Consider the following 15,189-nt stretch of genomic DNA (forward strand, 5'->3'; position numbering starts at 1 on the left):
AAAAGGGGGCCTCCACCGTGGTGGAGACCCCCTGATCCTTGGTTCGCGATATTGCGATTACGGGGTCGGGATGGTCGCGGCCGCCGTGATCACGATGTCGTTGTTGGTCAGCGCCGTGCCGGGAACCAGCGTGGCGAAGATCACCGCCGCGCCGGCACCGGTGCCGTCCGCGTCGTAGAACAGGCGACCGGTCGCCTGATCGTACAGGATCTGCGCCGAAGCCGCCGTGGCGCTGACACCGATCACGAACTGCGCCGCGGTCAGGGTCGGGCCGCCAAAGGCGAACACACCCTGGTCGAGCGAGATGCGATCGCCTTCCGCCGAGCTGAAGTCGAGCACGTTGTCGGCATTGCCCACACCGGTGTTGGCGAAGTGGAAGGTATCCGCACCGCTCAGGCCGAACAGGTTGTCGATACCGTCACCACCCGACAGCACGTTGCGGCCAAAGTTGCCCGCGATCGTGTTGTTGGCCGCGTTGCCCTGGAGCACCAGGTTGTCGACCGCGGTGGCGTCTGCCGCAACCAGGCTCTCGACATTGGTACCGAGCGTGTAGTTGACGCTCGCGAACACGGTGTCGTTACCTTCGTTCGCCAGTTCGGTCACGACGTCCGACGACGAGAAGACGCGGTAGATGTCGTCGCCCGCGCCACCGACGAGGGTGTCGCCGCCGCCGCCAGCCACGCCGGCACCGTTGAGGATGTTGTTCCCCGAGTTGCCGGTGAGCGTCTGCGCACCGCTGTTACCGACCAGGAACACGTTGCCGGTGCCCGTGGCGGTCAGCGAGTCGATGGCCACGCCGTCCGCGAGCGCATAACCGCCGGTGGTCGCCGTGAAGGTGACCGTGTCGGTCGTCGCCGTCACACCGTCAGCGGCCAGGCCGGTTTCGATGATGACATCGTCGGTGCTGTCGACGGTGTAGGCGTCATTGCCCGCGCCACCCGCCAGCGTGTCGGCACCGCCGCCACCGATCAGCGTCTCGGCGACGTTGCCGGTCGCGCCGTTGATGCGCTGCGCCAGCGCATTGCCGGTCACCGAGACGACGTTGCCGCCGAGGGTGATGGTTTCGACTTCCGCACCCGCGGTGAGGGTGTAGGCCACGAAGCCGGCTTCGGTCGCGAAGGTGATCGAGTCCGTGCCGCCGCCGACGGCTTCGCTGATCACGTCAGCGCCGTTCACGACATAGGCGTCGTTGCCGCCCAGGCCGGTCAGGGTGTCGACGCCGAGGCCACCGACCAGCGTGTTGTTGGCGAAGTTGCCGACAATCTGGTTGGCGAGGTCGTTGCCGGTCAGGACATATTCACCGGTGGTCGCACTCTGGTCCGCCGCCGAGAGGTTCTCGACATTGGCGCTCAGCGTGTAGGACGCGCTGGTGAACACCGAGTCCGTGCCTTCACCGACTGCTTCGGTGACGACGTCGAGCGCGGTGTAGACGCGATAGGTGTCGTTGCCCGCGCCGCCGACCAGCGTGTCCCCGGTACCCGTCGCCGACGTGCCGCCGTTCAGGACGTTGTTGCCGGCGTTGCCGGTGAGCGTCTGGGTCAGCGCGTTGCCGACCAGAACGACGTTGCCGGTCGCCGCGGTCGCGGTCAGGCTGTCGACATTGACGCCTTCGGCCAGAGCGTAACCGCCCGTGGTCGCGGTGAACTGGACGACATCGGCCGTCGCGGTGACACCGTCGGCCTCGAAGCCGGTTTCGATGATCACGTCATCGGTCGAGTTGACCAGGTAGGTGTCGCCACCGCCGGCACCCGCCAGCGTGTCCGCGCCCGCCGTACCGCCGCTCAGCGTTTCGGCGACGCCGACCGCACCCGCGGCACCGTTGATGCGCTGCGACAGGTTGTTGCCGGTGATCACGTTCACGCCGTTGCTGGCGGTGATGACTTCGATCGAGGCATCCGCATTCAGGGTGAACGTCGCCGCCGCACCCGCCGCGAAGGTGATCGTGTCGGTGCCGCCGTCAGCCGCCTCGACAAAGGTGATCGTGCCCGCGCCCAGGACATAGGTGTCGTTGCCGCCGAGGCCGATCAGGGTGTCGTTGCCGCCGCCGCCGCTGAGCGTGTTGGCACCGAAGTTGCCGACGACCGTCTGGTCGAGCGCGTTGCCGGTCAGGACGAGCGCCTGCGTGCCCGACTGATTGGCAGCCGAGAGCGTCTCGACCGCAGTGCCTGCGGTGAGCGCGTAGGTCGCGATCGCCTGGCCCGCCGCCTGCAGCGCGTCGGCGTCGATGTACACGATGTCGGTGCCGCCACCCGCAAGTTCGGTCACCACGTCACCCGGGTTGCGGATGGCGTAGACGTCGTCGCCAGCACCGCCCACCAGCGTGTCGCCGAGCGTCGGCTGCGCGGTGTTGCGGCCGCCGTCGAGCACGTTGTTGCCCGCGTTGCCATTCAGCGTCTGCGCGAACTGGTTGCCGATGACGAAGTTGTTGCCGGTGCCGGTCAGGTTCAGCGTTTCGACCCACGCACCCGAGTTCAGCACATACGACACGCTGGCGTTGACCACGTCGTTCGCGCCGCCCGTCGAGCTTTCCACGATCACGTCGCCGGCGTCGGCAACCGTGTACGTGTCGTTGTCCGCGCCACCGTTCAGGGTGTCGTTGCCGGTTCCGCCGATGAGCGTGTCGGTGCCTGCACCACCGTCGATGCTGTCATCACCCGCCGCACCGTCGAGCGTGTCGTTGCCCGCATTGCCGATGATCGTGTTATTCTCGGCGGTGCCGACAATATTGTCGTCGCCTGCCGTTCCGATAAACGTCGCCATTTAACTACTCCCTTCAGGATGCTTGTCGCGGCGGGGCCGCGCGAAACCAAAATTCAAAAACGTGAAAACAGTTCGCCGCACCGTCCGCGCCTTGCGGACCGACGAACGGTTGGATAGTCCCGCAAATGCTCGGCGTGCCCCCCCGTTTGATCACAAATCGTGCACGACTTAACCGAGCGTGGAATCGATGGCAAGCGACTAGCCCTATTTTTCTGCCGTGTTGTCGCGGGTGCAACAATGGGATCGGACTTGGGGCCAAGCGATGGTGATCGCAGGTAAATATCTGGTTAACGCCAAGACGGTCCGCAGCATCGTTGCGACGACCGTATTCAATCCGTTCCGGGGTTTTTCCCGCGAGCGCGGTCAACGCCGTCGGCGCGGCCGCCGCCGCGGGGGTGGCCCGACCCTCTCGATCGCGGCGGCATTGGCCGTTGTCGCGATCCTGTCGCCGGGACATCCTCGGGCCCGCGCGGCCACGGACGACGGGCTTGCGGCCCAGCTGCGCCTGCTTCAGGCGGCCGACGCGCGCGTGGCGCGGATCGGGTGGCAGCTGAAGGCGGCCAACGTCGCCCTGTGCCCCGAAACCCGGCCCGAGCTTGGCATCATGCTCTATGATGCCGCGCAATTCGCGCCCGAGGTGCGGTCGGTGGCCGGTGACCTGTTCGGGCTGGCGGCGCCGGTCGCGGTGAGCGTGGTGGTGCCTGACGGGCCGGGCGACCGGGCCGGGCTGCGGCCCGGCGACGGGATCGTCGCGATCGACGGCGAACCGCTGCCGCGCAAGCTGCCGGCTGCGCAGGCAACCTTTGACGGCGTGGAAGCTGCCCTGGCGCTGCTCGACCGCGCGTCGGGCGAGGCAGCCGCGCGTGCACGTCCGGTCAAGCTAAGGGTCGTGCGCGGCGCCGGCGAGGTCGACATCGCGCTCGACCCCCGGCCGGTCTGCGCGGCGTTCGTCCAGCTGCTGCCCGATCCCCGATCGGAAGCGTCGGCGGATGCGCGGACGATCAGCGTTTCGACCGGACTGCTCGACCGGGTCGCCAATGACGACGAACTGGCCTTTCTGATCGGGCACGAGCTGGCGCATATCATGCTGGGCCACCGCGAGCGCTTCGCGCGTGCGCGCGTGGATAAAGGCCTGTTCGCCGGATTTGGACGAAACGGCGCGATCCTTCGCGCCGCCGAGGCGGATGCCGACCGGCTCGGCATCGTCCTCAGCGCACGGGCCGGCTATGATGTGTTCGCGGCTGCAGCATTCTGGCGCCGGGCCGGAAGGGCGGCGGCGCCATTGATCGGCGACGGTACACATCCCGGCTGGCGGAGGCGCGCGCGCGATGCCGACGCGATTTCGGCCGCGATCGCCGCCAATCGCGAAGATGCCATGCCGCCGGACGACTTACGCGCTCAACTCGTTGACCGCAGGCGCCAGCTCGACGCCAAAATGAAAGCGTTCGACAGGTGACACTTGATTAATGACTGTAAGTTAGCGAAGGACGGGAAGCAGTCCGGGTTGGGGCCGGGTCTCTTGCGAGGCGCGGCGACGGCCCGGGAAAATGCGGCGACTGCGTTGCATTTTTGCTGCATCCCGCGTGAGATTGGTTCCGCGCCCGCCGATCGGGAACGGAAACGGGTTGAATGCGTGTAAGCCTCGTGCAATAGCACCGCACGAGTACGAGTATATTGCGAAGGGAGTGTCGGAAATGAACATGTTGAAGAAGGCGATGGCTACCGCGGTAGCGATGTCGCTGGTCAGCGTTCCGGCGATCGCCTCGGCCGCTGACGCCAGCAAGCTGTCGCTTGCGCCGTCGGTTCGCGCCGGCAAGGTGGTTGCTGAGAAGGAAAAGGCTGAAGGCAGCAGCGGGATCATCATCGGCGTCGTCGCGGCGGCTGCCGTGATCGCCGGCATCATCATCATCGCCGACGATGATGAAGCGACCAGCCCGTAAGCCTCGGCTCTCGGAATAGAAAAGGGCGCTCCTTCGCTGGAAGGAGCGCCCTTTTTATTTGTGCGCGCGCCGCGATCGCGCGGCCCGGTTTCGCGGTCCGCGCACTGGATGGCATCGCATCGCTCGCCGCGCGATTTTCATTTGAGTCCCCCGCCCGGACGCGGATATGGCACGTGACAGGGTGCCGGCGCGCACGGCAGAAGACTGGATCAGGGTGTTGACGGTAGAGCTGGCGGAGATTGACGAAAACGCCGTTCGCGGGGGGCGGATCGGCACCGAAACCTGGCTTTTCTGGAGCTTCCTGCTGGTCATAGCGCTGCTGGGCGGCGCATCGCGGGCGGATTCGCTCGCCCAGCCCGTGGTGCGTTGCGTCAGCGTGGTCGTCATCGGCCTGTTCGTGCTGCTGATCCCGCCGGCGCGCCCCGGCTTGCCCCGCCTGCCCGCGATTTTCCTGGCGCTGATTGCCGCGCTGATCGTCGCGCAGCTCGTGCCGCTTCCGCCAATGATCTGGACCGCGCTACCGGGTCGCGACCTCGCCGAGCAGGCGGCGACGGTCGCGCAGTTCGATCAGCCCTGGCGCCCCTTCGCCCTGTCGCCCGACCGCGCGGCCAACGCCTTGTTCGCGCTGCTGCCGGCGGCGGCGACGCTGATCGGCCTGCAGTTCCTGTCACGCCAGCGGATCGCCAACCTCGTCACCCCGGTCATGTTCCTGGTGCTTGCCAGCGCGGTGCTCGGGCTGGCGCAGGTGTCGAGCGGCGAAGATTCGCCGCTGCGCTGGTATGCCGTGACGAATCGCGAGGCTGCGGTCGGCCTGCTCGCGAACCGCAATCATCAGGCGCTGCTGCTCGGCTGCGGCCTGCCGCTGGTGGCGCTGTGGGCGACGCCGCGCGGCATGGCGGCGGATCGCACGCGGCTGCGCGCGCTGCTGGGTGCGGGTGCGGCGGCATTTCTGATCGTCATGGTGCCCGTGACCGGGTCGCGCGCGGGGCTGGTCGTCAGCACGATCGGCCTCCTGGCCGCGATCGTGCTGGTGCTGCCGCGCCTCGGGACGCTTCTTCGCGGGATGCGCAGGCGCACCCGGCGCCTAGTTGCCGGCGGGGTGGCGCTCGGCGCGGTGGCGATCGTCGCGCTCGCATTGACCATCGGTCGCGCGGCATCGGTGCAGCGGCTGTTTGCATTGTCGGTCGACGACGACCTGCGCCTGCGCGCCTGGCCGACGTTGCTTGAAATCGCCCGGGACTATGCGCCGTTCGGGGCGGGGCTGGGCGCTTTCGAGCCGCTCTATCGGCATTATGAGCCTTTCGACCTGCTTTCGACGAGCTATCTGAACGAAGCGCACAATGACTATCTTCAGGTCCTGATCGAGGCCGGCGTGCCGGGGGTGGCGATGATCGTGGCGTTCATCGCCTGGTGGCTGATCCGCTCGATCCGGGTCTGGCGCATGGCGCCCGACACCGCGTTCATCCGCCCGGCGCGCGCGGGATCGGCGATACTGCTGATGGTGCTGCTGGCCAGCGCGGTCGATTATCCGGCACGGACACCGATCATCATGGTGGTGACCGCGATCGGTGCGATCTGGATGCTGCTGCCGGTTCCTGGCGTGACCGCTGTGACGGCACGGCGGACGCGGACCGACAATGCTTTACCTGTCCATGCCGGCTGACTATAGCTCGCGGGATTTTTGGCGGATTACTTGACGATATGCGGTTAATTTTATCTGTTCTTGCGGTCGCGCTGCTCGTTTCGGGCTGCTCGAGGGAGCGTCTGGTTTCGCGCCCCGGGCTGACGGTGGTCGAAACCGAGGCGCTGCCGGAGCCGACGCGCGGCGACCTGGTTGCCGCCGACCGCCCGGCGCTGGTGGGGCCGCTCGATACGATCGGCATCGACGTCTACGGCATTTCCGACCTGAGCCTGGAGGTCCAGATCGATGCGAGCGGGCGGATCTCGATGCCGCTGGCCGGCACGATCGATGTGCGGGGCAAGGCGGCATATGAGGTTGCGCGCGATATCGAGAATGCGCTGCGCCGCTACGTCAAGGATCCGGTCGTCACCGTCAACATCCTCAATTCGGTCAGCCAGGTCGTCACGGTCGACGGGTCGGTGACGGAGCCGGGGCTGTATCCCGTGACCAACCAGATGACCTTGATGCGCGCGATCGCGTCGGCCAAGGGCGTGTCGGAATTCGGCAAGCTCGAGGACGTGGTGGTGCTGCGCACGGTCGACAACCAGCGCATGGCCGGGCTGTACAACATCGCGGCGATCCGCCGCGGGGTTTACAAGGACCCGCCGATCTTCGCCAATGACGTGATCATCGTGGGGGATTCGCCGGAGCGCCGGCTGTTCCGCGATCTCGTCGCGCTATCGCCGATCATCTCGGCACCCCTCATCGTCCTGCTGCAATAACGAAGTCGAGCACTGTTCATGAACAAAGCAAATAATGTTCGCAGGCTTGGCTCGGGAAGTGTCGGCTTGGTCCCGGTCGAAATGACGGCGGAGGCCCAGACGCCGTTGCTGCGCCAATATTGGCGGATCGTGTGGCGCTGGCGTCGCGTGATCCTGGGCATCATCGGCGTGTGCCTCGTCCTGGGGCTGATCATCACGCTGCTGATGACGCCGCAATATACCGCGACCAACACGATCGAGATTTCGCGTGAATCGGGCAAGATCGTGAACATTCAGGGTGTCGAGCAGGAAGCGACCGACGCCGACCAGGAATTCTATCAGACGCAATATGGCCTGTTGCGTGCGCGCTCGCTGGCCGAGCAGGTCGCGACGCGTCTGCGTCTGGTCGACGACGTCGCCTTTTTCGAGATGTTCGGCGAGGCCGACAGCGAAGGGTTGTTCACCGACAGCAGCGACCGGCGGCTGTCGGCGGTCAGCCGGTCGAAGCGCGTGAAGAAGGCGGGCGAAATCCTGCTCGACAACATCCGCATCACGCCGGCGCGCCAGTCGCGCCTGGTCGAGATCAGCTTTACCAGCCCCGATCCGGCCCTGTCGCAGCGCGTCGCCAATGCCTGGTCGGAAAATTTCATCAGCGCGACGCTGGAGCGGCGCTACGAGGCGACCTCCTACGCCCGGCGCTTCCTGGAAAGCCGGCTGGCGCAGCTGCGCACGCGCCTCGATGCGTCGGAGCGGTCGCTGCAGAATTACGCCTCGAACGAGCGGATCATCACGCTGCCGCAGGGCAAGGAAGGCTCCGAACAGTCGACGATTGCGTATGACCTTGTCGCGCTGAACGGCGTACTGTCCGCCGCCACCGCGGACCGGCTGGCGGTCGAGGGCAAGTACAAGGCGTCGCGCGGCCGGTCGGGTGACGTCGAGGAGGCGCTCGACAACAACGCGCTCAATTCGCTGCGGGCACGCCGGGCGGAGCGCGCCGCCGAATATGAGAAGCTGCTCGTCCAGTTTGAGCCCGATTATCCGCCGCTGCGCGCGGCGGCGGGCGAAATCCGGCAGCTCGACCGGAGCATCGCGCGCGAAGAGCAGCGCATCGGCAGCAGCCTTGCCGCCGAATATCAGGCCGCGGTGAACCGCGAGGAATCGTTGCGCGAACGCGTCGACGCGTTGAAGGAAAGCTTCCTCGACCAGCGTCGTCGCAGCATCCAGTACAACATCTTCCAGCGCGAAGTTGACACCAATCGTCAGCTTTATGATGCGCTGCTCCAGCGGTACAAGGAAATCGGCATCGCCGGCGGGGTCGGCGTCAACAACGTCGCCGTCGTGGACGAAGCACAACTGCCGTCGCGACCGTCGAGCCCCCGCCTGGTGCTCAACCTGGTTCTCGCGCTGTTCGTCGGCATGTCGCTGGGTGCCATCGCGGCCTTCATCCTTGAGCAGAGCGACGAGGCGATCGCCGATCCGGGGGCGGTCGAGCGCATGCTCGGCCTGCCGCTGCTCGGCAGCGTGCCCAAGTCGTCGGACTCGCCGATCGATGCGCTGCGCGATCGCAAGTCCTCGATCGTCGACGCCTATCTTGCGGTCCAGACGAACCTGCAGTTCTCGACCGATCACGGCGTGCCGCAATCGCTTGCAGTCACCAGCTCACGGCCGGCCGAAGGCAAGTCGACGACGTCGTTCGCGCTGGCGACGATGCTGGCGCGCGCCGATCGCAAGGTGGTGCTGATCGACGGCGACATGCGGTCGCCCTCGGTTCACCACCTGATCGGTGCCCAGAACGATCGCGGGCTGAGCAATTACCTGTCGGGCGGCGCGGTGATCGACAGCCTGCTCGTGCCGGTGAACGATTTCGGCTTCGTCGCGATGACCGCCGGGCCGATCCCGCCCAATGCCGCCGAACTGCTGACCGGCAACCGGCTGGCCTCGCTGATCGAGGAACTGTCGAAGCATTTCGACCATATCGTGATCGATTCCCCCCCGGTGATGGGCCTGGCCGATGCGCCGCTGATCGGCAGCCGCGTGGAGGGCATCGTCTACGCCGTCGAATCGCACGGCATCCGTGCCAGCATCGTTCGCACCGCACTGAGCCGCCTCGCCAGCGCAAATGCGCGCATCATCGGCGTGGTCGTGACCAAATTCGAGCCGAAAAAGGCGCATTTCGGCTATGGCTATGACTATGGCTATGGTTACGGCCGATCGGAGCAGGGCCGGGGCGGCAACGGCTGATGCCGTCACGCGCCATCCAGCTGCCGACCGGGCGCGCGATCCTTTTTGTCCTCCTGCTGCTCGGCCTGCTGGTTCTGGCGGGCCAGCACAGCCTGGCCTCAGTCGTCGCGAAGCGAAACCCCGAACTGGCGCTGCGCATCGCGCCGGGACATGCGGAGGCCGCGGGGCTGGTTGCACTTCGCAGCATGACCGCGGCCGCGACCGCCAGCGACATTGCGCGCGCGCGCCGGCTGGCCCAGTCGGCATTGCGAAGCGAGCCCCTGTCAGCGGTGGCGGCGGGTGCGCTGGGCCTGGCAAACGATCGGCGCGGTCAGACCGCGCTGGCCCGCCGGCAGATCGCCTTTTCCGAACAGCTTTCGCGCCGCGAGCTCGTGGTTCAGCTCTGGCTGATCGAGGATGCGGTCGCACGCGATGACATCCCGGGCGCGCTGCGCCGTTATGACACCGCGATGCGCACGTCGCGCGATGCGCTGGGCATCCTGTTCCCAATCCTGATCGGCGCGATCGATGATCCCGCGATCCGGGCACCGCTTGCCGACATCCTCGCGCGTCGCCCCTCCTGGTCGACCCAGTTCGTCCAGCAACTGGCCCAGAGCGGCACCGCGTTCGACAGCATCAACCAGCTCTATCGCGCGCTCCGGCAACGCGGCGCGCCGGTCAGCGACCTGACGCTGGCGACCGTGACGACGCGGATGGTCGAACGCGGCCAGGTCGCCGGCGCGTGGACACTGTTCCAGAGCTATCGCCCCGGTGCGGACCGTCGCGGTCTGCGCAACGGCAGCTTCGATCAGCCGCTGGCCGACGCGACCCCCTTTGACTGGTCGCGCGGACCGGAAAGCGAAATCGTCGTCGAGCAACGGCCCGCCTTTGACGGTCCAGCGCTGTATTTCGAGACGCCGATGGGCGTAGGGGGCGTCGCCGCGCGTCAGCTGCTTCTGCTGTCGCCGGGTGCGGTTTCGATCCGCGGGATGGCCAGCGATACGGCGGGGCTCGGCGACAATCTGCCGTATCTGAGGCTCGCCTGCGCCGATGGCCGCCGCGAACTCGGCCGACAGGCGTTCCCGAGTGCCGGGCCCGAGGGTCAGCCGTTCAAGCTCGATGCGGTCGTTCCGCGCGATTGCCCGGCGCAGTGGATCGAGGTCGTTGCGCAGGCCGCTGACTCGCTCGGGGGGGCGGCAGGCTATATCGACAATGTCAGCCTGAGCCGCTGACCGCCGCCGCCGGTCGCGATACCGATCAGCTTTGCAATATCCACCGCTCGCTGCCCGTCAGGCCCAGCGCGGTGAGCCGTCCGCTCTGATAGGCGCCGGTATCGATGCCGATCCGGTTGGGTAGCATCTCGACCTCGCTCGTGACGGTGTGGCCATGCACGATCACCGCGCCGTGATCGCCGGTGAAGCGGGTAAACTCCTCGCGGATCCACCGCCGGTCGCTGTCGCGCTGTTCGTCCAGCGGGATGCCGGGGCGAACGCCGGCATGGACGAAGTGATAGTCGCCGATCGTCACTGACTGCGCGAATTGCGCCATGAACGTCAGGTGCGCTTCCGGGACATTGCGGATGATCAGCTTTTGAAGCTCGGACAGATCGGCCTCGTCATATTCGGCCTGGCTGACCCCGTAGCTGAGCAGCGTCTCGCGCCCGCCGATCCGGTTGAACAACGACAGCGCGTTGCGATTGCCCGAGGCGGCGAGCAGCAGGACCTCCTCGTGGTTTCCCATCAACAGGATGGTGTCGGGGCGGGCCTCCGCGATCGACATCAGGTGTTCGACCACGCGCGCGCTGTCCGGGCCGCGATCGATCAGATCGCCCAGAAAGATCAGTTGATAGGGCTGGCTCGCGCGCGCGGCATCGTCGTCGATCGCCGCAAGCAACGTGACCAGACAGTCGTGACGACCGTGGATGTCGCCGATCGCGTAGAAGCGTCTTTCGTCGGGAACGCGTGCGTCAGGAACGCCTTTGCGCTTGCCAAGCAGGAACTGGAACATTCTTCGGGGGCCTGTACTAATCGGACGTCCATATAGGCTCTTCGCTTCTGCACACAATCGTGGCAGAGGGTCGCCATGAACAAGTTGTCGGCCCTGGCATTGGCGTGGGCCCTGATCGCGCTTTTTCCGTCGCCCGGCGTCGCCGGCGAGGCAAAGCGACTGCGCAAGCCCGGCGAGCGTGTGGCCAAACCCGTCGAGCGGTCCGAACGTCCCCTCCTGATCACCGATGAGAATGTCGCGGATCTGGATCGTGTATCCGCCCCGGATCCGAGCGTGCGTCCTACGCCGCGACTGGGCCAGCGGGTCAGCGATCCGCAGCAGCGCGTGGCGCGCCGCCAGTATCGACAGGCGGGCGAGCGATTGAACCAGCGGGTGCTGGGGCGGATCGAAAGCCGCGTCCAGAACCGCATCGGGCCGAGCGACCTGCCCTCGACGCGCGCGACCGAGGGTACGCTGAGCGTGAGGCGCACCGCCACCCTGCCGAGCCCCAACGGACCGAAATAGCGACGCGGACGGGCGACGCGGCGCATTCAGCGGCTTGCCCAGCGACCCCATTTCGCCCTAACGCCGCGCCGTGGCGGGCCGATCCCCGCAGCGTTGCGCCTTCCGACCCGGCCCGGCGCCGAATTTGAGAGTGTGATGGTCTCCGTTCAGCCCAAAAGATCCCTGTGGATCCGTTTCGACGTTCAGGTCATCGGCTGCCTGTGCGCTGCGGTGCTGCTGCCCTATGTCATCCGTGCCCTTACCCTTGAAGTCGACACGATCGAAATCCTCAACCAGACGTTGATCGGGGCGACGCTGGCGATTGTCGCGGGCGCGTGGCTCCTGCGAAACGTGACGATTTTTCCGGGCGTCGAGAAGAGCGTCTATATCCTTCCGGCGTTCACGATCTCGTTCTTCACGCTGACGATGATCTACCTGCTCGGGCGGCTCGACTATAACCGCATCATGCTGATCTCCGCCTTCGCGGTCAGTGTCGGCTGGTTCCTGTTTTTCCAGGTGCATACCGAACGGTTCCGGATGCTTCGGATCGGCTATCTGCCGTTCGACGACGTCAAGCTGATCAACCATGTGACCGGCGTCACATGGGTCCCGCTATCGTCGCCGGATGCGGATTTCGGTCAGCTGGATGCCGTGGCCACCGATCTGCGGGTCGATCTGCCGACCGAATGGGACCGGCGGCTGGCCGACTTCGCGCTCGCGGGCGTACCCGTCTATCACGTCAAGCACCTGCTGGAATCGCTGACGGGGCGCGTCGAGCTCGAGCATCTGTCGGAAAACAGTTTCGGTTCGCTGGTGCCGCTGTCGGCCTACATGTCGATCAAGCACGCGGTCGACTGGATCATGGCGCTGATCGCCGGGGTGGTGCTGCTGGTGCCGCTGCTGCTGGTCGCGCTGATCATCCGGCTGACCTCATCGGGGCCCGCGCTGTTTCGCCAGACGCGGATCGGCTACCGGGGCGAGCCGTTCACCGTCTACAAATTCCGCACGATGCGGGTGCTGGAGACCCAGCCCTCGACGCTCGAGGCCGCGATCACGCGCGAAGGCGACGACCGGGTCACGCCGGTGGGGCGCTTCCTGCGCCACAGCCGCATCGACGAGCTGCCGCAGATCATCAATGTCCTTCGCGGTGAAATGAGCTGGATCGGGCCGCGCCCCGAAGCGGAGGTGCTGTCGCGCTGGTACGAGCGCGAAATCCCCTTCTACCGCTATCGCCACGTCGTCCGCCCCGGAATCGCGGGCTGGGCACAGGTGTGCCAGGGCCATGTCGCCGAGGTCGACGAGGTCCGGGCCAAGCTCCATTACGACTTCTACTATATCAAGAACTACTCGCCCTGGATCGACCTGTTGATCGTGGCGCGCACGATCCGCACGATGATAACGGGCTTCGGATCACGCTGACCCGCATGGCGTCGATGATCCACAACTGGGATTTCGTGCCCTCCGCGCCGTCGCTGCTGGTGCGGTTGTCCAGGCTGAAACGGCGGCTCGCCGGCCGGCGCGCCTTTCCGCAATGGCACGCGGTCGTCCCCGTGCGTCCGGCGGATCGCTGGAACTGCCTGTTCCTGTTCGCCCCCGACGGCACGCTCAGCGCGACGCAGCGCCATACGCTCGCCCTCGTACGGGGCCTGTCGGGCAGGCTGATGGTCGTCGTGGCGACGCCCGATCCCGGCCAGATTCCCGATGGCCTCGTCGAAACGTGCGACGCGCTTTACTGGAAGGCGCTCGGCGGCTTCGATTTCTCCGCCTATTCGATTGCGCTGCACGCGGTCGCGAACGGCGCGCCGGGTGCACATCTTTACCTTCAGAACGATTCCGTCCTCGGCCCGTTGGGCGATGTCGATGCGTTGATCGCGACGACATCGTGGCGGCTGACCGGCTTTCTCGCCAGCGCGAATGCCGAAAACCATGTGCAGTCCTATGCCCTGTTCTTCCGTCAGGTGACGCCCGACCTGATCGCGGCACTGCGGCCCGTGATCGACATGACGCACGCCTATGACCGCTGGCAGGATGTCGTGACGCTGCAGGAAACGCGGCTGGCGCGGGTCGCGTCGCGGGCGCTGGCGGTGGGGGCGCTGTGGTACGATCCGGATTCGCGGTCCGATGTTCCGGGGCTGGCGACGGGACTGTGGCGGAAGATAACGGGCACGCCGGTGATCAGCGGGCCGGTCAACGATCCGTCGCTGACCTCGGCCACCGCGCTGGTCGACATGGGCTTTCCGTTCCTGAAGCAATCGCTGCTCGGCCGGAACGCGCATCTTCAGGACCGCGCCCGGGTTGCCGCGATGGCGGCCCGATATGGCTATGCCGGGCTCGATCATGGCTGAGCGGGCGTGCATCGACATCGTCATCGTCAACTGGAACGCCGGGCCGTTGCTGGGGCGTTGCCTGTCGTCGATCGCCACGCATGGCGGCGACCGTGTCGGCTGCGTCTATGTCGTCGACAACGGATCGACCGACGGATCGGCGGATGTCGACGTGCCCGGCCTGCCCCTCGTCGTCATTCGTGCGGGCGCCAATCTGGGTTTCGGCCGGGCATGCAACCTGGCGGCGGATCGCGGCAGCGCGCCCCTTATCCTGTTGCTCAACCCCGATACGGAGCTTCACCCGGGTGCGCTCGATCAATGCGTCGCCCGTCTTGAACAGGCCGATGGCGGGCAGATCGGCGTGCTTGGCGTGCGTCTGGTCGACGAAGCCGGGGCGGTCCAGCGCCATTGCGGCCGCTTTCCGACCTGGCGAAGTTTCGTCGGCGCCAGCCTGGGTCTCAGCCATGTCTCGGCGCTGGCGCGACGGTGGTTCCCGCCAATCATCATGGCCGACTTCGATCACCTCAGCAGCCGCGATGTCGACCATGTCATCGGCGCGTTCTACCTGGTCCGGCGGGACATCTATCGCGCGATCGGCGGGTTCGACGAACGCTTTTTCGTGTACCTCGAAGACCTCGATCTGTCGCGACGGATCCGCGCACGGGGCCATCGCATCCATTATTTCGCCGAGCCCGAGGTTTATCACAAGCGTGGCGGCACCTCCGAACAGGTCAAGGCGCACCGCCTGTCCTATGCGCTCCAGGCCAATCTGATTTACGCCTTCAAGCATTTCTCGCGGGCCGGCGCGTTCGCGGTCGCGCTGGCGACCTATGTCGCCGAACCGCTGGCCCGTTCCGCGCGCGCGGTGCTGCGGCGCTCGCCGGAAGAATTGGGCTTCACCTGGCACGGTTTTGCCATGCTATATGGCGCGACCCCGCGTCTGGCGCGCACGCTTGCGAGCGCGCTTGACCGGAACCGCACCGCGATCCGGATCGACGCGGAACAAGGGAAGGGCGGCGCGTGAAGCTGTGCGATGATCTGCGGACCGGACACGCGGCGCTGTCGTCCGACGC

At 66.5% G+C, this 15,189-nt stretch carries 12 protein-coding genes; 10 read left to right on the top strand and 2 right to left on the bottom strand.

What is annotated here, in order from left to right; genetic code table 11:
• Positions 1–57 precede the first annotated feature (57 nt).
• Complete coding sequence (locus AX709_RS09730) at positions 58–2,760, bottom strand: beta strand repeat-containing protein (protein ID WP_066549125.1); 2,703 nt, start codon at positions 2,758–2,760, stop codon at positions 58–60.
• A 262-nt stretch (positions 2,761–3,022) separates the two neighbouring features.
• On the opposite strand from AX709_RS09730, the gene AX709_RS09735 reads away from it, so the two are divergent.
• The 6 genes from AX709_RS09735 to AX709_RS09760 all read left to right on the top strand — a co-directional run bounded on the left by AX709_RS09735 (position 3,023) and on the right by AX709_RS09760 (position 10,534).
• Positions 3,023–4,216, top strand: coding sequence for a M48 family metalloprotease (locus AX709_RS09735; protein WP_066549127.1), 1,194 nt, complete (start codon positions 3,023–3,025; stop codon positions 4,214–4,216).
• A gap of 244 nt (positions 4,217–4,460) precedes the next feature.
• The gene (locus tag AX709_RS09740; RefSeq protein ID WP_066480638.1) at positions 4,461–4,700 is read left to right on the top strand and encodes a hypothetical protein; all 240 of its coding nucleotides are present in this window, start codon (positions 4,461–4,463) and stop codon (positions 4,698–4,700) included.
• A 166-nt stretch (positions 4,701–4,866) separates the two neighbouring features.
• Positions 4,867–6,363 (top strand): O-antigen ligase family protein, encoded by a 1,497-nt coding sequence (locus AX709_RS09745; RefSeq protein ID WP_066549128.1) that lies wholly within the window; start codon positions 4,867–4,869, stop codon positions 6,361–6,363.
• Between the two features lie 125 nt (positions 6,364–6,488).
• The gene (locus AX709_RS09750) at positions 6,489–7,103 is read left to right on the top strand and encodes a polysaccharide biosynthesis/export family protein (protein ID WP_231726097.1); all 615 of its coding nucleotides are present in this window, start codon (positions 6,489–6,491) and stop codon (positions 7,101–7,103) included.
• A gap of 66 nt (positions 7,104–7,169) precedes the next feature.
• Positions 7,170–9,323 (top strand): GumC family protein, encoded by a 2,154-nt coding sequence (locus AX709_RS09755; RefSeq protein WP_197417133.1) that lies wholly within the window; start codon positions 7,170–7,172, stop codon positions 9,321–9,323.
• Entirely contained in the window at positions 9,323–10,534 is a 1,212-nt protein-coding gene (locus AX709_RS09760; RefSeq protein ID WP_066549129.1) for a hypothetical protein, read from the top strand. Before AX709_RS09755 ends, AX709_RS09760 begins: the two co-directional genes overlap by 1 nt.
• A 25-nt stretch (positions 10,535–10,559) precedes the next feature.
• Here AX709_RS09760 and AX709_RS09765 read toward each other — a convergent pair whose 3' ends face one another.
• On the bottom strand, positions 10,560–11,309 hold the full coding sequence (locus AX709_RS09765; RefSeq protein ID WP_066549132.1) for a metallophosphoesterase family protein: 750 nt from the start codon (positions 11,307–11,309) through the stop codon (positions 10,560–10,562).
• A 75-nt stretch (positions 11,310–11,384) separates the two neighbouring features.
• Between AX709_RS09765 and AX709_RS09770 the strand changes: the two genes are divergently transcribed.
• The 4 genes from AX709_RS09770 (at position 11,385) to AX709_RS09785 (ending at position 15,140) form a co-directional block, all read left to right on the top strand.
• A complete protein-coding gene (locus AX709_RS09770) occupies positions 11,385–11,813 on the top strand; it encodes a hypothetical protein (RefSeq protein ID WP_066549133.1) in 429 nt (142 codons plus the stop codon).
• A gap of 135 nt (positions 11,814–11,948) precedes the next feature.
• Positions 11,949–13,211, top strand: coding sequence for a sugar transferase (locus tag AX709_RS09775; RefSeq protein WP_066549134.1), 1,263 nt, complete (start codon positions 11,949–11,951; stop codon positions 13,209–13,211).
• Positions 13,212–13,216: 5 nt separating this feature from the next.
• The gene (locus tag AX709_RS09780; RefSeq protein WP_066549136.1) at positions 13,217–14,137 is read left to right on the top strand and encodes a hypothetical protein; all 921 of its coding nucleotides are present in this window, start codon (positions 13,217–13,219) and stop codon (positions 14,135–14,137) included.
• On the top strand, positions 14,109–15,140 hold the full coding sequence (locus AX709_RS09785; protein ID WP_156454239.1) for a glycosyltransferase family 2 protein: 1,032 nt from the start codon (positions 14,109–14,111) through the stop codon (positions 15,138–15,140). The genes AX709_RS09780 and AX709_RS09785 overlap by 29 nt, the downstream gene beginning before the upstream one ends.
• Positions 15,141–15,189: the final 49 nt, after the last annotated feature.

It is taken from the genome of Sphingomonas sp. CCH15-F11 (assembly GCF_001557005.1).
In the GTDB taxonomy this organism is placed as follows: Bacteria; Pseudomonadota; Alphaproteobacteria; order Sphingomonadales; family Sphingomonadaceae; genus Sphingomonas.